Source organism: Vasconcelosia minhoensis LEGE 07310 (assembly GCF_015207255.1).
In the GTDB taxonomy this organism is placed as follows: Bacteria; Cyanobacteriota; Cyanobacteriia; order Phormidesmidales; family Phormidesmidaceae; genus Vasconcelosia; species Vasconcelosia minhoensis.
Genome location: NZ_JADEXG010000001.1, coordinates 71,201 through 88,511, shown reverse-complemented (window position 1 = coordinate 88,511; position 17,311 = coordinate 71,201). Strand labels below are relative to the sequence as shown.

The 17,311-nt window shown below is 57.6% G+C and carries 17 protein-coding genes; 11 read left to right on the top strand and 6 right to left on the bottom strand.

Annotation, left to right across the window (positions count from 1 at the left end):
• The first annotated feature begins 1 nt into the window (after window position 1).
• The 6 genes from IQ241_RS00390 (at window position 2) to IQ241_RS00365 (ending at window position 6,902) form a co-directional block, all read left to right on the top strand.
• Window positions 2-256 carry a sarcosine oxidase subunit delta gene (locus IQ241_RS00390; RefSeq protein ID WP_193904432.1) on the top strand — a complete coding sequence of 85 codons (255 nt, stop codon included), beginning with the start codon at window positions 2-4 and terminating at the stop codon, window positions 254-256.
• Window positions 253-3,171, top strand: coding sequence for an FAD-dependent oxidoreductase (locus IQ241_RS00385; protein ID WP_193904431.1), 2,919 nt, complete (start codon window positions 253-255; stop codon window positions 3,169-3,171). The genes IQ241_RS00390 and IQ241_RS00385 overlap by 4 nt, the downstream gene beginning before the upstream one ends.
• Entirely contained in the window at window positions 3,171-3,836 is a 666-nt protein-coding gene (locus IQ241_RS00380) for a hypothetical protein (RefSeq protein WP_228021235.1), read from the top strand. The genes IQ241_RS00385 and IQ241_RS00380 overlap by 1 nt, the downstream gene beginning before the upstream one ends.
• 116 nt (window positions 3,837-3,952) lie before the next feature.
• Window positions 3,953-4,849: a class II glutamine amidotransferase gene (locus tag IQ241_RS00375; protein ID WP_193904430.1), complete on the top strand. Its 897-nt coding sequence runs from the start codon at window positions 3,953-3,955 to the stop codon at window positions 4,847-4,849.
• Window positions 4,837-5,550, top strand: coding sequence for a GltB/FmdC/FwdC-like GXGXG domain-containing protein (locus tag IQ241_RS00370; protein WP_193904429.1), 714 nt, complete (start codon window positions 4,837-4,839; stop codon window positions 5,548-5,550). Before IQ241_RS00375 ends, IQ241_RS00370 begins: the two co-directional genes overlap by 13 nt.
• Entirely contained in the window at window positions 5,550-6,902 is a 1,353-nt protein-coding gene (locus IQ241_RS00365; RefSeq protein ID WP_193904428.1) for an FMN-binding glutamate synthase family protein, read from the top strand. The genes IQ241_RS00370 and IQ241_RS00365 overlap by 1 nt, the downstream gene beginning before the upstream one ends.
• 34 nt (window positions 6,903-6,936) lie before the next feature.
• Here IQ241_RS00365 and IQ241_RS00360 read toward each other — a convergent pair whose 3' ends face one another.
• The 5 genes from IQ241_RS00360 to IQ241_RS00340 form a co-directional block, all read right to left on the bottom strand.
• Window positions 6,937-7,635, bottom strand: a complete 699-nt coding sequence (locus IQ241_RS00360) for a Uma2 family endonuclease (RefSeq protein WP_193904427.1) — start codon at window positions 7,633-7,635, stop codon at window positions 6,937-6,939.
• Between the two features lie 213 nt (window positions 7,636-7,848).
• Complete coding sequence (locus IQ241_RS00355; RefSeq protein WP_193904426.1) at window positions 7,849-9,297, bottom strand: RecQ family ATP-dependent DNA helicase; 1,449 nt, start codon at window positions 9,295-9,297, stop codon at window positions 7,849-7,851.
• Window positions 9,298-9,423: 126 nt separating this feature from the next.
• Window positions 9,424-10,176: a hypothetical protein gene (locus IQ241_RS00350; RefSeq protein WP_193904425.1), complete on the bottom strand. Its 753-nt coding sequence runs from the start codon at window positions 10,174-10,176 to the stop codon at window positions 9,424-9,426.
• Window positions 10,177-10,300: 124 nt separating this feature from the next.
• Complete coding sequence (locus IQ241_RS00345; protein ID WP_193904424.1) at window positions 10,301-11,155, bottom strand: hypothetical protein; 855 nt, start codon at window positions 11,153-11,155, stop codon at window positions 10,301-10,303.
• A gap of 120 nt (window positions 11,156-11,275) precedes the next feature.
• The gene (locus IQ241_RS00340; protein WP_193904423.1) at window positions 11,276-12,805 is read right to left on the bottom strand and encodes a YifB family Mg chelatase-like AAA ATPase; all 1,530 of its coding nucleotides are present in this window, start codon (window positions 12,803-12,805) and stop codon (window positions 11,276-11,278) included.
• A 256-nt stretch (window positions 12,806-13,061) separates the two neighbouring features.
• Here IQ241_RS00340 and IQ241_RS00335 point away from each other — a divergent pair, with 256 nt between their 5' ends.
• From IQ241_RS00335 to psbA, 5 genes are all read left to right on the top strand, one after another.
• Window positions 13,062-13,451, top strand: coding sequence for a hypothetical protein (locus tag IQ241_RS00335; protein ID WP_193904422.1), 390 nt, complete (start codon window positions 13,062-13,064; stop codon window positions 13,449-13,451).
• 46 nt (window positions 13,452-13,497) lie between these two features.
• The gene (locus IQ241_RS00330; RefSeq protein ID WP_193904421.1) at window positions 13,498-13,737 is read left to right on the top strand and encodes a type II toxin-antitoxin system Phd/YefM family antitoxin; all 240 of its coding nucleotides are present in this window, start codon (window positions 13,498-13,500) and stop codon (window positions 13,735-13,737) included.
• Window positions 13,734-14,165 carry a type II toxin-antitoxin system VapC family toxin gene (locus IQ241_RS00325; RefSeq protein WP_193904420.1) on the top strand — a complete coding sequence of 144 codons (432 nt, stop codon included), beginning with the start codon at window positions 13,734-13,736 and terminating at the stop codon, window positions 14,163-14,165. Before IQ241_RS00330 ends, IQ241_RS00325 begins: the two co-directional genes overlap by 4 nt.
• Window positions 14,158-14,502: a histidine triad nucleotide-binding protein gene (locus IQ241_RS00320; protein WP_193904419.1), complete on the top strand. Its 345-nt coding sequence runs from the start codon at window positions 14,158-14,160 to the stop codon at window positions 14,500-14,502. Before IQ241_RS00325 ends, IQ241_RS00320 begins: the two co-directional genes overlap by 8 nt.
• A 195-nt stretch (window positions 14,503-14,697) precedes the next feature.
• Window positions 14,698-15,780 carry a photosystem II q(b) protein gene (gene psbA / locus IQ241_RS00315; protein WP_193904418.1) on the top strand — a complete coding sequence of 361 codons (1,083 nt, stop codon included), beginning with the start codon at window positions 14,698-14,700 and terminating at the stop codon, window positions 15,778-15,780.
• On the opposite strand, the gene IQ241_RS00310 is transcribed toward psbA, so the two are convergent.
• The gene (locus tag IQ241_RS00310; protein ID WP_193904417.1) at window positions 15,777-17,192 is read right to left on the bottom strand and encodes a glycosyltransferase; all 1,416 of its coding nucleotides are present in this window, start codon (window positions 17,190-17,192) and stop codon (window positions 15,777-15,779) included. The genes psbA and IQ241_RS00310 overlap by 4 nt on opposite strands.
• Window positions 17,193-17,311: the final 119 nt, after the last annotated feature.

Below are 17,311 nucleotides of genomic sequence, written 5' to 3'. Positions count from 1 at the left end.
TATGAAAATTATGACCTGCCCGATTAACGGGCCAAGACCCATATCAGAATTCATCACGGCTGGCGCGGTCAAGCCGATGCCGAATCCGCAGACCGCTGACGATCTGACCTGGGCCGACTATGTGTTCAACCACGACAGCGTCCCCGGCGTGAAACGGGAATGGTGGTGCCATACGCCCAGCAATACCTGGTTTATAGCCGAGCGCCATACCCGAACCGACGAAATTGTCCGCACCTATCTCTGGGAGGCCGCATGAGTCAGCGTTTAGACCCGCTGCCGACCGAATGGATCGAGCGCGATCGCTTAGTGCCCTTTAGCTTTGAAGGCAGCCGCTACACGGGCTACGCGGGCGATACCGTCAGCAGTGCGCTGTGGGCGGCGGGGCAGCGAGTGCTGGTCCGCAGTTTTAAGTATCATCGACCGCGCGGTCTGCTGAGTTTCGCGAACCATGATGTGAATACGCTGATGCAGGCCGACTCGCAACTCAGCGTCCGGGCGGACGTGACGCCGGTGACGGCAGGGCTGAATCTGGCTGCGGTGAATACCTGGGGCGGGGTGAGTCGCGATCGCGCTAGCCTACTGAATGCGCTCTCCGCCTTTTTGCCCGTAGGCTTTTACTACAAAACCTTTCACGGTAGGTTCTTTCCCTTCTGGGAGAGAACTATCCGAAAGCTGGGCGGTCTGAGCGCGATCGACCCGACCGCTCCCCGACTGAGGACGCCTAAGCAGTATGACTTCTGCGATGTACTGGTGGTTGGGGCAGGGCCTTCGGGGCTGGCAGCTGCGATCGCGGCGGCTGAGGCCGGGGCCGAAGTTGTTCTAGTAGATGAAAATGCCCGCGCGGGCGGTTCGGGTAGCTATCAGCTGGGCGGCGACCTCGATCAGGCAAAACAGACCGCCGAGCTGATTCAGATGGCAGCGGCTCAGCCTCGCATCCGGCAGCATTTACAGACAGAGGCAGCGGGTTACTATGCCGATGGCTGGGTGCCGCTGGTCGAACCCGAACGAATGACCAAGCTGCGGGCGAAGGCCGTCATTGTCGCCAGTGGCGCGTTTGAGCAGCCTGCCGTTTTTCACAATAATGATTTGCCAGGGGTAATGCTGGCCTCGGCGGCGCAGCGGCTGATCTATCGCTATGCCGTGAAGCCGATGCGTCGGGCTGTCGTCCTGGTGGGAAATTCAGACGGCTACCGGGCGGCGCTAGATCTGGCTGCGAATGGCGTGGAGGTGATGGCGGTAGTCGATTTGCGGGCTGTTCAAGTTTCTCCAGAAGCTCACGCTATCCGCGCCCAGGGTATCCCCATTTTCTCCCAGTACGGAATTTACGCTGCTGAAACAAATCCGGCTCAGGATGGCGTTTGCGCAGCGGTGATTTGCCCTCTTTCCGATACGGGAGAACCCCGGTTAGACCAGCGTCAGACGATTAACTGCGATGGGATCGTGGTCAGCGTGGGCTGGGCGCCGGCAGCTAATCTGCTCTACCAGACGGGCACCCAGATGCGTTTTGAGGAAAGGGTAGAACAGTTTGTGCCAGATCGGCTGCCTGAAGGCGTCTTTGCCTGCGGTCGGGTGAATGGGGTCTACCAGTTTGACAAAAAGCTGATCGATGGCCGTAGGGCCGGTCTGGAAGCGGCTGCCTATCTAGGATTTGCCCAATCTGTCCCTAGCCCAGTACCGGCAGCTGAGTCCGAATCGCCCTCTCATCCCTGGCCGGTCGTCAGCCATCCGAAGGGCAAAAACTTTGTGGATTTCGATGAAGACCTCCAGCTGAAGGATTTCTACCATGCGGCCCAAGAGGGGTTTGACAACATTGAGCTGCTGAAGCGCTATACCACGGTAGGGATGGGACCCAGTCAGGGCAAGCATTCCAATATGAACGCCCTGCGTATTCTGGCGAACATCAATAACAAATCTCCTCAAGTAGTAGGAACAACAACGGCTCGACCCTTCTTCCATCCGGTACCGTTCTCCCATCTGGCCGGTCGCGGCTTCACCCCCGAGCGCCACACGCCGCTCTACAGCCGCCATCTGGCGCTGAGCGCCGAAATGGTCAAGGCTGGTCTGTGGCAGCGACCCGAGTTCTATCGGCAGTCTGGATTCAGCCGAGCTGACTGCATTCGCCAGGAAGCCCTCAACGTCCGCCAGCGGGTGGGCTTAATTGACGTCAGCAGTCTCGGCAAGCTAGAGCTGCGCGGCCCCGATGCGGCAGAATTCCTGGAGCGGCTCTATACCGGGCGCTACCAGTCGCTGAAGTCGGGGCGGACGCGCTATGCCCTGATGCTGGATGAGTCAGGCGTCGTCATGGATGACGGGGTGATTGCCCGGCTGGGGCCAGAGCACTTTTACTTCACCACCACAACCTCTGGATCGAGTCGAATCTATCGTGAAATCAGCCGATTAGCGCTCCAGTGGCGGTTCAACTGCGGCATTGTTAACCTCACCGGGGCAAGGGCGGCGATCAATCTGGCCGGTCCGCGATCGCAACAAGTCCTATCCCAGCTCACCTCAGCAGATCTCTCCGCCGAAGCGTTCCCCTATCTGGCGGTGAGAGAAGCTGAAGTTGCTGGAATTCCCGCCATTCTGATGCGAGTCGGCTTTGTTGGCGAATGGGGTTACGAAATCCATGTTCCAGCTCTGTCCGCGCCCGCGCTATGGGATGCCCTAATGCAGGCCGGGGCAGCTGACGGCATTCGCCCCTTTGGCCTTCAGGCTCAGCGACTGTTGCGGTTGGAGAAGGGCCATGTGATTGTCGGTCTGGATACGGACGGTTTAACCACCCCCGCTGAGGCCAATCTGAGCTGGGCGGTCAAGTCCGATAAGCCTTTCTTCCTCGGGCAGCGGAGTCTGGCGATTGTAGGACAGCGATCGCAGTCCAAAACTCTCGTCGGCTTCACCCTACCCGCTAGCTTCACCGGCCAGCCACCAGAAGAATGCAACCTGGTAATTGACCAGGGCGAAATTGCTGGGCGAGTGACCAGCATTGCCTTTAGCCCCAGCCTAGAGCGCTACATCGGCCTAGCCTACGTTCCCCCAGCTCAGAGCGCAGACGGTACTTCTCTGGCGATTCGTAACTCAGACGGCGCGATGATTCCAGCAACAGTCAGCTCTACCCCCTGTTATGACCCCGACAATCGACGGCAGAAAGAATCATTCCTCACGGAGGCTGTCTAATGACCTTACTCACTAGCCCGCTGGCGGATGTTTTGCGATCGCGCCCCGGCACCCGGCAGGAACTGAACCAAATGTCCGTTTTAACCCAGGTACCCGATCCCAAACCGGCTGAAACTCTAGGACTAGCCGACCTCTCCTACCTCACCCGCTTCGGCGTCAAAGGCCCCCAAAGCGCCAGCTGGCTATCAGCTCAGTCAATACCCATCCCAGAGCAGCCCAACACCTGGGCAGCCCTACCCGAAGGCGGCCTAATCGCTCGCCTGGGACGCAGCGAATTTCTGATTGAAGATGGCCCCGATAGCCAAACCGTACCGCGACTCGCCGCCGCCTGCAATTCCCCACCCGCTCAGGTTTATCCAGTGCTGAGGCAGGATGCCGCGATCGCGCTCTGCGGCCAGGCCACCCAAAACCTGCTCCGCCAAACCTGTAGCTTCAACTTCCAGTCCCTTAACCTCACCGAGCATCCGGTCATTCTCACCACTATGGTCGGCGTCACCGTTACCGTTATCCCTCAACCCAAATCCCACCACCCCATCTACCGCATCTGGTGCGACAACACCTTCGCCCCCTACCTCTGGCAAACCCTAGCTGAAATCACCACCGAACTAGGCGGCACCATCATCGGCACCCAGGATTTCATCCCCTATACCGGCCAAATGCCCTAGCCCATTAATCTTGCTGTGTGGGCTTGGGAACCAAGCCCCTACCCATCCACCCCTAACGCCTACGGCGACGCTTCGCGAACACCCCATACCCCATCCACCCCTTCCCATCTACCCCTATGTGCGGCATCGTCGGCCTTCTCCTCAAAACCCCCACCCTTCACGCCTCCCTGGGCGAACTCATGGTCCCCATGCTTGTCGGTATGGGCGATCGCGGCCCTGACTCCGCCGGTCTAGCCGTGTTCACTGAACAGCTGCCGATAGGCGAACTCAAATACAGCCTCTACTCTGGACGCCAGGTCTGTGATTGGGCGGTGCTGCTGGCAACGGCGCAGGCCGAGCTGTCTGACCAGGCGACCCTACAGGACAACGGTAACCACGCGATTCTTACAGCTCAAATTGCTCCTGATGTCTTTAAGCCCTGGCTGGTTCAGCGCTATCCCCAGCTGCATCTGCTGTCTGCGGGACGGACGCTCGATCTCTACAAAGATACCGGTGGCCCGGCGGCGGTGGCTCAGCGCTATCAGTTTGAGACTCTGAAAGGCACTCATTTAGTCGGCCACACTCGAATGGCAACCGAGTCGGCGGTGACGCCAGCCCATGCCCATCCCTTCACCGCTGGGGAGGACTTTTGCCTGGTGCATAACGGCTCGCTATCGAACCCCCACGCCATTCGCCGCAAGCTGGAGCCCCAGGGCATTCACTTTGAAACGGACAATGATACGGAAGCCGCCTGTCGGTTTTTGGAATGGCGGATGAGCCAGGGAGATGACCTGAAAACGGCTTTGGAAAAAGGGTTTGAAGAATTGGACGGGTTCTACACCTTTCTGATGGGGACGGCAAATCAGCTAGCACTGGTGCGCGATGCCTTTGCCTGCAAGCCTGCCCTGGTGGCTGAGACGGATGACTATGTCGCGATCGCGTCCGAATTCCGCGCCCTGGCCCATCTGCCGGATATCGATCAGGCCCAGCTGTTTGAACCCGCCCCCGAGGAGATTTATGTATGGAACGTCTAACGTTAGATGCGACTGTCTCGAAGCCGCTAAGCTTTGACCTGCGCCAAACCTCACTGCGACAGGTCAACCAGTTTCTCCACCGCGAGCTAACCGCCGGGCAGACGGTTCAGATTGCTCACCCGGACGGGGCACATAGTCTGGCGGTGGGGCTGACCGTCCCGGCTGAGGTGAATGTTGAAGGCCATGTGGGCTATTACGCTGCCGGGATGAACCAGCAGGCTCGGGTGACGATTCGGGGCAATGCCGGGCCGGGCGTGGCGGAAAATATGATGTCGGGCCGGGTTCACGTCACCGGGTTTGCCTCGGTCTCGGCGGGGGCTTCGGCCCACGGCGGGCGGCTGATTATCGACGGCGATGCGGGTCTGCGCTGCGGCATTTCGCTGAAGGGGGCGGATATTGTCGTGGGCGGCAGCGTCGGCAGCTTTTCGGCTTTTATGGCTCAGGCCGGGCGGCTGGTAATCTGCGGCGACGCGGGGGATGCCCTGGGCGATTCGCTCTATGAAGCGGTGATCTATATTCGCGGTGAGGCCAAGTCGCTGGGGGCCGATGCCCAGTTTGAGGAAATGCGCGATCGCGATTACGAAGCCCTCCACGAATTGCTATCTGAAGCAGATCTAACCCACGATCCCCGCTCTTTTCGCCGGATCGCCTCAGCCAAACAGCTCTACCACTGGAACGCCAACGCTCAGCAGGACTACTAATGCCTTCTCTCAACCCTCAACCCTCAACCCATCTAGAAGCCTCAGCAGGCTACGACCACCGCATTATTAGCTATATCCAAAACGCCGCTGCCCACGGGCTCTACGAAATTCGCGGACTCGGGGCCAAGCGCCGCCTGCCCCACTTTGACGATTTGGTGTTCCTTGGGGCCTCGCTGACCCGCTATCCGCTGGAAGGCTACCGCGAAAAATGTACGACCAAGACGCTGCTGGGAACGCGCTTTGCCAGCAAGCCAATTGAGTTAGAGACGCCGATTACCATTGCCGGGATGAGCTTTGGTTCGCTTTCGGCAACGGTGAAGGAAGCGATTGGTCGGGCGGCGACTGAGGTAGGCACCTCGACAACGACCGGCGATGGTGGCATGACTCCCGAGGAACGAGCCGCTTCCAAAACGCTGGTCTATCAGTGTCTACCCTCGCGCTATGGCTTTAACCCCGACGATGTAAGAAAGGCCGACGCGATCGAGATTGTGATCGGCCAGGGAGCTAAGCCCGGCGGCGGGGGAATGCTGCTGGGGCAGAAGATCAATCCCCGCGTGGCTGAAATGCGGACGCTGCCTGCCGGGGTAGACCAGCGCTCGGCCTGCCGCCATCCTGACTGGACGGGGCCAGACGACCTGACAATTAAAATTCAGGAGCTGCGCGAGCTGACGGACTGGGAGAAACCGATTTACGTCAAGGTCGGCGCGTCTCGGCCCTATAACGACGTGAAGCTGGCCGTCCAGGCCGGGGCGGATGTGATCGTGGTGGATGGAATGCAGGGCGGAACCGCCGCGACCCAGAGCGTCTTCATAGAGCATGTAGGGATTCCGACCCTAGCTGCGATTCGTCAGGCGGTAGACGCGCTGATGGAGATGAACGTGAAAGACGAGGTGCAGCTTGTGGTTTCGGGCGGGGTGCGTACGGGGGCAGACGTGGCTAAAGCGCTGGCCCTCGGCGCAGATGCTGTCTCCATCGGTCAAGGCGTCCTGTTCGCGCTGGGCTGCAACAGCTCAACTTACATCCAGCAGGGCGAGGCTCACTCTGCTGAAGCCGACTACGCCCAGCTCGGTACCGCCCCCGGCTACTGTCACCACTGCCATACCGGCCTATGTCCCGTCGGCGTCACCACCCAAGATCCGATTCTAGAGCAGCGCCTGGAATCCGACGTGGGCACCAGACGGCTGAAGAACTATCTGCAAACCCTGAATATGGAGCTGACCACCCTGGCCCGCGCCTGCGGCAAGCAGAACGTTCACCACCTGGAGCCAGAAGACCTAGTTGCCCTCACCATCGAGGCCGCTGCTATGGCCCGACTTCCTTTGGCCGGAACTGATTGGATTCCGGGGACTTAGAAGCTTTGAAAGGTTGCCTGCGGAATACAAAAAGCTATTGTTCAATGTCGTTTGGAAAACCAGGTGAGACCTGAGCCTGTATTTGCTGCATCAGCCAGTTGGCCGCTGCTGTGTTTGTTTCGGTTGCCAATCGTTCTAGCGTCTGTTCTATTAGCGCAATGGGCAAATCTGCTAACGCCTGCGAAACTTGGATGGGTTCGTATGTACCGGCTGGGGACAGACCAAAGGCAAAGAGCCGGGTTCCTTTTACGTCAATCACCCAGTATTCGGGAATTCCTAAGCTGGCATAGAGCTGCTTTTGCTCATCCAGGTCCAGGCTCAGGGAGGTATCGGCAATCTCTCCTACTAAATCGGGCAGACGATGCTGGGGGAAGCTAATCCGGCGCGGCTCACCTGGCTGCCATCGGGGAAAATTTTCGCCTTTATACAGCACTAGATCTGGAGCACAGGCTTGCGTTTCAGGCTTTTCAATCAGGCATCGCCCGTAGGACTGGAGCGGCACGTCGGGATATAGGAACGCCCAAAACCCAAAAATTATCGTCATCAGGTCGCTAAAAGAGGCGTGGTTTGGACCTTCTTTGCCCATATCAACCCACAGCCATCCCTGGTTAAAAGCAATTTTGTGCCAGTCTATTTCCGCACTATCGCGCACTATCTTGTAATCTTGCCAAGTTGCACCGCCTTGCTGAATCACAGAAGGCATCTGAGTAGACGATTCTAAAGAAATTGACATGGATAAACACCTTGCTTTTGCATCAAAGACGCACCGCGCTTTATTCATTGAGGATTGAATCTAATATCTCTAACGCGAATTGAGATGGTTTTAGTTTCCATAGCGGTCGATCAGGTTTTAAATGATGATATTTCTATATGCTCTTGCATGGTTTTGTTAAAAGCATAGCTTTTATGCCTTCTGTTTAGCTATTCGGAATTCAAGCTCGTAACTTCAAGGTTTCGCTGTGCAGCGATCGCACTTTCCACACCGCATTTCCTCAGCCTCGCGGCGAAAGCCAAACTGCTCTAGCAGCGATTTCCAGCGACACTGGCGGCTGCGCAGGTATTTCTGCATGACGGCGGTGGCGGAAGGGGTGGGTTGGGATTTAGTCGCGATCGCGGGCTGGAGCCGATAGGTAAACGGGTCGAGCCAGCTGAGCTGACCGCTGCGGTGGAGTAAAGCCAGGGCCTGCTCAGCTTGGGGATGCTGCTGTCGGACTGTCGCTAGCGTCCCCTGGCGCGGCAGCTGACGGGCGAGCTGCTGGGCCTGCCGCGCTTGCTGCTGGGCTTTTTGGGCGAAAAACCGCCAGCGCTGCTGATCTGCCGGGTCGAGCAGTCCGGTAGGTTCGCTGACCAGCGACAGGGCCTGGGCCGGAGCGCCATCGCGGCCACTCCGACCCACTTCTTGAACATACTCAGCCAGCAGGCTGGGCAGCTGAAAATGGACCACCCAGCGACAGTCTGGCTTATTGATGCCCATGCCAAAGGCAGAGGTGCAGACGACAAACTGACAGCGTCCGCTCAGCCAGTCCGACTCGATCTGGCGGCGGGGTGGGGGCGCTAGCCCGGCGTGGTAAGCCTGTACGGAGTAGCCTTGGCGGCTCAGCACCTGGGCCAGATTCTCAGTATCGCGGCGGGTGCGGGCATAGACCAGTCCCGGCTGATTTGGATGATTTTGCAGAAACTTGAGCAGGGCCTGGCGGCGTCCGCGCGGCGTCCACACCGTTTGCATCCTCAGGTGCAGGTTGGCTCGGTAGGGGTTGAGGCGAATCACCCGAGGCTGCTGGAGCTGGAGTACTTGCAGAAGCGTTTGCTGAGTGTGCGGGTCGGCGGTGGCGGTGAAGGCCGCGATCGCAATCTTCGTTCCCGCTGGCTTAGCCTTTAGCAACGCCGGACGCACCGCCCCCAGCCGCCGATAGGCCGGGCGAAAGGAATCGCCCCACTGGGTCAGGCAGTGGGCTTCATCCAGCACCAGGCCGTTAATTTTTACCTGGGGCTGACAGAGCTGCTGCCAGACTGCCGGGCTCAGCAGCGTTTCGGGAGAAAGGTAGAGCAGCCGCAGGCGGTTTTGGCTGAGGGCCTGGAGAGTTTGCCGGCGGTCGGTGCGGGAGAGCTCGCTGTGGAGGAGGGCGGCGGGGAGACTGCGATCGCACAGCTCCTGCACCTGATTTTCCATCAGCGCCACCAGCGGCGAAACCACCAGCGTCACTCCGGTTTGCAGCAGCGCCGGCAGCTGAAAGCAAATCGACTTGCCGCCGCCGGTGGGCATCACCACCAGCAGGTCCTGCCCGGCTAGCAGCGCCTGGACAATCTCGCCCTGGGGCGGGCGAAAGCGGGAATAGCCCCAGATTTGCTGAAATTTTGCTTCGAGCGCTTTTGCGGCGGGCGGGCTGACGGTCAACTTGGGTCACCTCTCGCTGACTGCCAAAGGATGCCCAAAAGCAGATCTAGAATGGAGACCTAGATTGCGTCAGCCCTACCGCGATTTTGAGAGCCCTGGCAGAGATCAGGTCTGCCAGGGTATGGATTACTGAAACACCTGGCCAAAATTGTACCCAACGCCCAGCGTCACACCAAAGCCAGACTCGTCCCCCAGGCTCAAATTGGCCTGACCATTCGCCGTAAAATCACGGGAAAGGGGCACGTCTAATCCAGCACTGACCAACCCAGTCACTTCGGAATCATCACCGGTAGAAAAGGCCGCACCACCGCCGACATAGGGCTGTAAAGCAAACCGTCCTGGGCCAGGCAGGGCACCAAAGCTATAGGTCACCGGTATCAGAAAAGAAACATCGTCCCCAATCAGGGCGGCGGGGCGCACCGAGAGCCGGCGGGAAAATGCCAATTTGCTAATTACGGCAAAGGCCGGGTCGCCGCCGGGCACGCCGTCATCGCCGAAGCCGATATTGCCACCAATGCCAATAAAGCTAGAAGGCGCGCCAACGGGAGGACGGCGACGACGGACCTGGGCGAATTCACCCGACTCAGCCGAAGCAGAGATCGGTTCAGCCAGCTCAACAGGCATTTCTGAAATAATCTGCGGCTGGCTAGGCTGAGGCACCTCAGCCATTTTTAACGATGCCGGGTCGAGTTCTTCGGAGACAGTTTGCTGATCTACGGGCTGCGTCTGCTCGGACGGCTGGGCAATTTCTAGAATTTGCCGATCCAGAGCCGATTCAACAGCGGGATCTGCAAACTGAGCGCTAGCGGCGAGCTGAGTCGCGATCGCGCTCAGCAGCACCAGCCCCGTCGTTCCGGTCAGCTGCTTTAGTAAAGTCATGTTCACTCACTCCTCACGATAATGATGCCTGGTTAGGCGTCTTCATTTTGCATGAATTGCGAGCAATCCTAACATCTTCCTCAATATTCTGATCTCGAGCAGAGAAACAACTGTCCAACACAGGCTACTGAAATAGATTGCTGAAGTTATAGCCAACGCCTAGCGTGACCCCAAACCCAGTGTCATCACCAATGGACAAGTTTGCCTGACCATTCGCCGTAAACTGATTGGAAATGGGGACATCAAGCCCAGCGCTAATTAGCCCAGCTATCTCAGAATCATCGCCAACGGAAAAACCAACCCCAGCCCCAGCGTAGGGCTGTAGATCAAACTGTCCAACATCAGGCAGTACCTGACCAAATCTATAGGTGACCGGTATTAAAAAAGAGGCATCATCGCCAATTAGCGCCGATGGACGCACCGCTAGCCGATTGGTAAAGGCTATTTTGCTGATCACGGCAAAGGCGGGATCGCCACCGGGCGCACCGTCATCTCCGAGGCCAATATTGCCACCAATCCCAACAAAGCTAGTGTTTCCACCGGCGATAGGGCCAGGAAACTGAGCCACTTCGTCTGTTTCATCTGCAGGAGTAGGAAGCTGAGCCACTTCATTCGCTTCAGTGACAGTCCTATCCACTGAATCGGTAACTGCCATCTGCGGCTCTATTTCGGCTGGCGTCAGCGGCTCAGCGGTAACAGAGACGGCTTCCGCTGGCTCAGCAGGGAGTTCTGCGACCTGCGGCTCGCCTGACTGCGTTGCTTCAGCCGCTGCTGGCTCTAGATCGAGCGGTTCTGAGACGGGCTGGTGAGCCAACTGGGCCGGTTTTGTCGGTTCTTTGAAAGCTGAAAGTCGCTGGTCTAGCGCTGACAGATTAGGGCTAGCGGGTTCTGCAACCTGAGCATTTGCCGCTAGCTGACTGCCGACGACAGTTAGCAATACAAAGCCCGTCGCTCCAAGAAATCTACTTGATAACGTCATATCTACTCACTCCTCACAGTGATTTCGCCTGAATAGGCCATATCAATTTGCCTGAATTGTGAGCGATCCCAATCCCCCGTCCCTCTACATAAAGGAATAGATAAATGCCTTCACACTGGCCTACTGCATTCGGTCGATGGTGCGATATTGGATAGCCTCTGCTACGTGGGGTGTCTTGAGACTGTCTGAGTCTTCCAGGTCGGCAATCGTGCGTCCGACTTTGAGAATGCGGTCGGTGGCGCGGGCGGAGAGCCCTAGCTTGCGGACGGCGGCCTCAAGCAGGCTGCGGGTATCGTCATCCAGCGGACACCAGGTGCGGAGGTGGCGGCTCTGCATATCGGCATTGCACTGGAGAGTGGATTCGTCCTGGAAGCGATCGCGGGCGCGATCGCGGGCTGCCTGAACCCGCTGAAGAACTGCCGCAGAGTTTTCGCCCTGCGGCTGACGGGTTATTTCCTCAGGCTTCAGCCGACTGACCACGACCTGGAGATCAATCCGGTCCATCAGCGGCCCCGAGAGCTTGGCCCAGTACTGCTCGCGCCCGCGCGGGGTGCAGGTACAGGGCTGGACGGAATCGCCAAAGTAGCCGCAGGGGCAGGGATTGGTGCTGGAAACCAGGGTGAACTTAGCCGGAAATTCCACTGATAGGCGGGTGCGGGCAATCGTCACGTAGCCATCTTCGAGGGGCTGCCTAAGAAATTCCAGAACGTCGCGCTTGAATTCGGTCAGCTCGTCCAGGAAAAGCACGCCGCGATGGGCCAGAGAAATTTCACCGGGTTTGGGATAGCTGCCGCCGCCCACTAGGGAAGGGCCAGAGGCCGAATGGTGGGGGCTGCGAAAGGGGCGCTGGGTGACCAGGGTGCCTTTTTCCTTCAGTAGCCCGGCGACGGAGTGGATCTGGGTCACCTCTAGAGCTTCGGAAAAGCTGAGCGGCGGTAGAATGCCGGGCAGGCGTCGGGCCAGCATGGTTTTCCCACTGCCCGGCGGCCCAACGAAAATCAGATTATGACCACCCGCAGCGGCAATCTCCAAAGCCCGGCGCGCCTGGGCCTGGCCTTTCACATCGCGCAGGTCGAGCGCATTGGCCGGGCCGTTTTGCAGGGTAGCTGGCCCGTCTACTTTAATCGGTACCCGGCTGCCCGGCTGGTTCAGAAACTCCACCACGTCGGCGATGTGCGAGCAGCCATAGACGGCTAGCCCCGGCACTACGGCAGCTTCATGGGCGTTGTTTTCCGGTACGACCAGTCCCTTCACGCCGAGCCGCTGGGCGGCAGCCGCGATCGCCATCACCCCCGAGACCGAACGCAGACTGCCATCCAGGGACAGTTCGCCCAAAAATAAATAGTCATCCAGGCTTTCATGGCTGACCAGGTCTGAGGCGGCTAAAATCCCAACGCTAATCGGCAGGTCGTAGATTGGCCCTTCCTTTCTCAAATCGGCGGGCGTCAGGTTGATCACCACCTTACGCATGGGGAAGGGGAAGCCCGCATTTTTGAGCGCCGCCCGCACCCGCTCTCGGGATTCCTGCACCGCCGTATCGGGCAGGCCCACCACTACGACCCCAGGCAGCCCACCGGACAGATCGACCTCAACCCCCACTTTCACCGCATCGATCCCAATTAGCGATGCGCTCCAGATCCGTGCCAGCATCCGCGACTCCTCAAGACCCTAGATTAGGCCAATGACTTAGCTTGCCCGGCGCTGAAGCGGCGATAACGTCTACAGCGTTTAAAGGGGGCGTTTGAAGGGTCAATAAAACGTTTGTCAGAGGAATATCCTGCTAGGGGCACAGGTCACAGCTAGAGAATGCTGATATCCTAATATTGACCCATTGCCTAACTTCCGACTCAACAGCGCCCCCTTGACTGGACTTGCAGTTAGGCCCTGTATTCAGACTCGGTGCTCAATGCTAACCATTCCCAGCTCGTCAGAAACTTCCATCGTCGTCAGAGAAAAGCTCATTGAAGATGAGCGGATGCACGACGTAGAAATCATTCTAGAAAACTTATTTAGCCGTGAAGAGGCAACCGTTAAGATCATTTTTGCCTGCCTCTACGATGTGGGCGCAGTTAACTTAGTTAACCAGCGGGTGCAAAACCGGACGCTCAATCGCTTTTCCAAACGGATTGCCCGGATGACGAAACCGGCCTTTCAATTTTTTGCCGTCCGCTGGGTTAAGAAAAACTGCCCACACTTGATTACGGAATGGCTGCGATCGCAGGTCAACTTCTCGCCCACCAAAGTCGTCGTACCCGAGCAGATCACCGACCCCGAGCAGATCATTGACAATCCCTAACGTCAGACTGATCCATACTGGACTTAGATCGTTCAGGGCGGTAGCAATGAAAACGGTAGGAGCTGACGAAGCAAAAACTTATTTACCTCAGCTATTAGAGGACGTTGCTGCCGGAGCGGAGGTGGTGATTACAAAACATGGACAGCCCGTAGCAATGCTGGTGCCAATTTCGATTCGGCAGAAGCTATCGGTACAGGAGGCAATCTCCGGCTTGCGTTCCTTGCGATCGACTACCCAGCCTGGAGGAACGATTCAGGAGCTGATTGCGGAAGGGCGACGGTTTTGAAGTCCTTTGTCCTAGATGCGTCAGTTGCTTTAAGCTGGGTATTGTTGGATGAAACCAATATCTATGCCGATGCTGTGCTAGATGAGTTGAATCCCGCAGACGAGTCAGCGGCTGAGGTAGAGGCTATAGTGCCTGAGCTATGGTCCCTAGAAGTCGCAAATGGTCTTTTGGTCGCTGAGCGTCGAGGGCGACTCAGTCAGTCTCAGGCAGAGCAAGCAATCTTGTTTTTACAAGCGCTGCCGATTGGCGTTGACGATTCGACCTCTGAGCAAGCTCTAGACCAAACTTTGAGTTTGGCTCGGCATCAGGATCTGGCCGTCTACGATGCAGCTTATTTGGAGCTGGCTTTAAGGCAGAAATGCTCGCTGGCTACAGCAGATACCCGCCTGGCTAAAGTGGCCCGTACCTTGGGAATTATGCATGAGTGAAGATACTATTTTTGGGAAGATTATTCGCAAGGAAATCCCAGCCGACATTGTCTATGAAGACGATCTCTGTCTGGCCTTTCGCGATATCACGCCGCAGGCCCCGACTCATATTTTAATTATTCCGAAGAAGCCAATCCCCAAGCTATCGGCGGCTGGCGCAGACGACAAGGAACTGCTGGGTCACCTACTGCTCACCGCCAAGGAAGTCGCTCAGCAGCAGCTGCTCGGTAATGGCTATCGGGTCGTCATCAATACCGACCAGGACGGCGGCCAGACCGTCTTTCATCTACATCTGCATCTGCTCGGTGGGCGGCATCTAAAGTGGCCTCCCGGCTAGCTGCTCGCCTGCCTGACTCGTCTATCTAAAGGGGTCTGTAAACGAACTTTGCGAAGGTAAACGTTTTGTGATTGAGGCAGGCAGCGCTACAGCAGTCATCATTAACCTGAGTAACAAAGGTAATTAGGTCGGTTTCTGTCAGAAGCCGTACCTAAGCCGATTCAAATTGCTGTTACTTAAAGGCAATCATTGATTATGACTTCTACATTACAAACTCGCGATCGCGTGGGCATGTGGGAGCAGTTCTGTCAGTGGATTACCAGTACCGACAACCGCCTGTATGTGGGCTGGTTCGGCGTGCTGATGATCCCGACCCTGCTCGCTGCTACGACCTGCTTCATCATCGCATTCATCGCTGCTCCCGCAGTAGACATCGACGGCATCCGTGAGCCGGTTTCTGGCTCGCTGATGTATGGGAACAACATCATCTCGGGTGCGGTTGTGCCCTCGTCCAACGCGATTGGTCTGCACTTCTACCCGATTTGGGAAGCGGCTTCTCTCGATGAGTGGCTGTACAACGGCGGTCCCTACCAGCTGATTATCTTCCACTTTCTGATTGGCATTTTCTGCTACATGGGTCGCCAGTGGGAGCTGAGCTTCCGGCTAGGGATGCGTCCTTGGATCTGTGTCGCCTACAGCGCACCGCTAGCCGCGGCAACTTCCGTATTTCTGATCTATCCGCTAGGCCAGGGCTCGTTCTCTGACGGGATGCCGCTGGGCATCTCGGGGACGTTCAACTTCATGTTCGTGTTCCAGGCGGAGCACAACATCCTGATGCACCCGTTCCACATGCTGGGCGTGGCGGGCGTCTTCGGCGGTGCTTTATTCTCGGCGATGCACGGTTCACTGGTGACCAGCTCACTGGTGCGCGAGACGAGCGAGACTGAGTCTCAGAACTACGGCTACAAGTTTGGCCAAGAGGAAGAGACTTACAACATCGTGGCAGCGCACGGCTACTTCGGTCGGCTGATCTTCCAGTATGCGAGCTTCAACAACAGCCGCTCACTGCACTTCTTCTTGGGTGCGTGGCCGGTGGTTGGCATCTGGTTCACGGCGCTGGGCATCAGCACGATGGCGTTCAACCTGAACGGGTTCAACTTCAACCAGTCGGTGATTGACTCGCAGGGCCGAGTGATTGGCACCTGGGCGGATGTGCTGAACCGGGCGAACCTCGGCTTTGAGGTAATGCACGAGCGCAATGCGCATAACTTCCCGCTGGACTTAGCGGCAGGCGAGGCAACGCCGGTGGCACTGACGGCTCCTGCTATCGACGCCTAAGCCGCGTAAGGACTTCTTCTTGAGGTCTGAATAAGCAGAAAAGCCTTCCCCATACGGGAAGGCTTTTTGTATGGGGGTGCTGCGATCGCGCGTTCTGATTTTGATGGGGACGCGATCGCGGTACATGGAAACTTTTTTGGGTCAGCATCTTGACTGGGGATGGGAAAGGCTCTTGCTGGCAGAGGTTTGCCAAGAAAGGGACATAGCTTATTCCAGCCTTCACCAGCCCAGGGCTGAAAGACTAGCAGGTCTCGTTCTCTGCCTTTGAAATAACCCACCACATCGCTGAGGTGAGCCTGATAGACCTGCTGCCAAACCTGAGGCTCGAACTGCCACTGGCCGAACGTTTGCCGTCTGAGCGACTTAAGCTCGCGAGATACATCCTTCTGAGCCTGAGCCTCCTGCTGCCAGGCGGTGAGCCAGTTTTCCATCTCTCTCACCGTTAGGATGAACTTAGAACCCGGATAGCGCCAGTCAAGCGCTCTGAAGGAAGTTGCAAAACTTGGATCAGCAGCAGCCTCACAGATAACTAAGTCAGCTTCGTTCTGGGACTGAAGGGTACGATAGCCTAGCTGCGATAGCGCCTGAGCCAGTGAGGCCATGCCCGTTTTGTCCAGGCCAATGCCAAAGACCTTGCCTGCTGACTCTGGCTGGGAACGGCGGCTGAAGATGAACTTGGGCTGAAGCTGGACGCTGACTGCAATCTTCTCAGCCAGGCCGCGCCGCTCAATCGCATCGCTGACGGCCCGATGGCTGAACTCAATTTGCTGCCACTGCTTTTGGCTAGAGATCGCTCCGCTATGACGACGATAGAAGTAGAGCGGGCGTCTGAGGTGAACGATGTCGGTGAGTTCTGAGAGCTTGAGGCAGAGGTCATAGTCTGGGGCATAGGCAAACTTGGGATCGATGCCGCCGACTTGCTCGAAGGTACTCCGGCGGATTAGGCGAAAGTGGAAGGTCATGAAGTCGAGCAGCAGCCGGTCTTGGGAGTAGGGAATAGCGCAGCGGTGGCCTAGCCCAAGGGGTTTGCCGCTGGCGTTGACGTCGGTGTAGTCGGTGTAGACCATCCCTACATCGGGTTCTTCATTCAGGAGCTGGCTGGTTTCTTCTAAGGCAGTGGGAGCGAGCCAGTCGTCGCTATCGAGGCTAGCGAGGAACTGGCCCTGGGTGAAACTGAAAGCGGAGTGGAGGGCATAGCCCTGGCCCTGGTGCTTAGCGGCGATGTGGCGGATGCGGCGGTCTTTTTGGGCGTAGGCATGGGCGATGTCAGCGGATCTATCGGTGGAGCCATCGTCCCAGATGATGGCTTCGAAGTGGGGGTAGGTTTGGGTGAGGAGGCTATCGAGGGCCTGGGCGAGGTAGGGCTCGCGGTTGTAGACGGCCATGACGAGGGAGATGAGGGGAAGTGTCATGGGCTGAGTCTGGTTTGTGTAACTATAGGTGCTTATGGTAAGGGTATATTCTGCTGTAAGTCTACACTGATCGTTCTGTATGTGCTGCGTAGGAAATTGCGGCAAGAGTGTGAGATCGC

Excerpts from the sequence above, each read along its gene's own strand:
- IQ241_RS00390 (WP_193904432.1), top strand. The coding sequence starts at position 2 with ATGAAAATTATGACCTGCCCGATTAACGGGCCAAGACCCATATCAGAA.
- IQ241_RS00385 (WP_193904431.1), top strand. The coding sequence starts at position 253 with ATGAGTCAGCGTTTAGACCCGCTGCCGACCGAATGGATCGAGCGCGAT.
- IQ241_RS00380 (WP_228021235.1), top strand. The coding sequence starts at position 3,171 with ATGACCTTACTCACTAGCCCGCTGGCGGATGTTTTGCGATCGCGCCCC.
- IQ241_RS00375 (WP_193904430.1), top strand. The coding sequence starts at position 3,953 with ATGTGCGGCATCGTCGGCCTTCTCCTCAAAACCCCCACCCTTCACGCC.
- IQ241_RS00370 (WP_193904429.1), top strand. The coding sequence starts at position 4,837 with ATGGAACGTCTAACGTTAGATGCGACTGTCTCGAAGCCGCTAAGCTTT.
- IQ241_RS00365 (WP_193904428.1), top strand. The coding sequence starts at position 5,550 with ATGCCTTCTCTCAACCCTCAACCCTCAACCCATCTAGAAGCCTCAGCA.
- IQ241_RS00360 (WP_193904427.1), bottom strand. The coding sequence starts at position 7,635 with ATGTCAATTTCTTTAGAATCGTCTACTCAGATGCCTTCTGTGATTCAG.
- IQ241_RS00350 (WP_193904425.1), bottom strand. The coding sequence starts at position 10,176 with ATGACTTTACTAAAGCAGCTGACCGGAACGACGGGGCTGGTGCTGCTG.
- IQ241_RS00345 (WP_193904424.1), bottom strand. The coding sequence starts at position 11,155 with ATGACGTTATCAAGTAGATTTCTTGGAGCGACGGGCTTTGTATTGCTA.
- IQ241_RS00340 (WP_193904423.1), bottom strand. The coding sequence starts at position 12,805 with ATGCTGGCACGGATCTGGAGCGCATCGCTAATTGGGATCGATGCGGTG.
- IQ241_RS00335 (WP_193904422.1), top strand. The coding sequence starts at position 13,062 with ATGCTAACCATTCCCAGCTCGTCAGAAACTTCCATCGTCGTCAGAGAA.
- IQ241_RS00330 (WP_193904421.1), top strand. The coding sequence starts at position 13,498 with ATGAAAACGGTAGGAGCTGACGAAGCAAAAACTTATTTACCTCAGCTA.
- IQ241_RS00320 (WP_193904419.1), top strand. The coding sequence starts at position 14,158 with ATGAGTGAAGATACTATTTTTGGGAAGATTATTCGCAAGGAAATCCCA.
- psbA (WP_193904418.1), top strand. The coding sequence starts at position 14,698 with ATGACTTCTACATTACAAACTCGCGATCGCGTGGGCATGTGGGAGCAG.
- IQ241_RS00310 (WP_193904417.1), bottom strand. The coding sequence starts at position 17,192 with ATGACACTTCCCCTCATCTCCCTCGTCATGGCCGTCTACAACCGCGAG.